The following is a 304-nucleotide window of genomic DNA, read 5'->3' on the forward strand; positions in this document are numbered from 1 at the left end:
GTTATAGCATCGTCGCTAATTCCATGAAAAACAGGACTTTGCTCAAGGCTTTTTACGTCTTTATTTATAAGGTGCTGCGACTCGCTCATTTTTATACATTGGTTATCTATTATCACCCACGCTAGTGATACAATTTCGTGCTGTTTTGCATCAAGCCCAGTGAGCTCTAAATCAATCACCAAATAACGTTGTTGTAAGGCATTTTTACCTAGTAATTTACGGCGCTTTAAATACCGAGTGAGCAGCTTTTTTACCATGTTAGTAATCCATCGTTATAAACTGCCGCGAGCAAACTTAAACGCGG

1 protein-coding gene is annotated in these 304 nt (G+C 39.1%); it reads right to left on the reverse strand.

All coding sequences use genetic code 11. The features are described from left to right. On the reverse strand, positions 1-257 hold a 257-nt coding region (locus tag AAEY57_RS19625), incomplete at its 3' end, for an exonuclease domain-containing protein (protein WP_350608621.1). Positions 258-304: the final 47 nt, after the last annotated feature.

The organism is Pseudoalteromonas sp. MER144-MNA-CIBAN-0113 (assembly GCF_040308965.1).
GTDB lineage: Bacteria > Pseudomonadota > Gammaproteobacteria > Enterobacterales > Alteromonadaceae > Pseudoalteromonas > Pseudoalteromonas tetraodonis.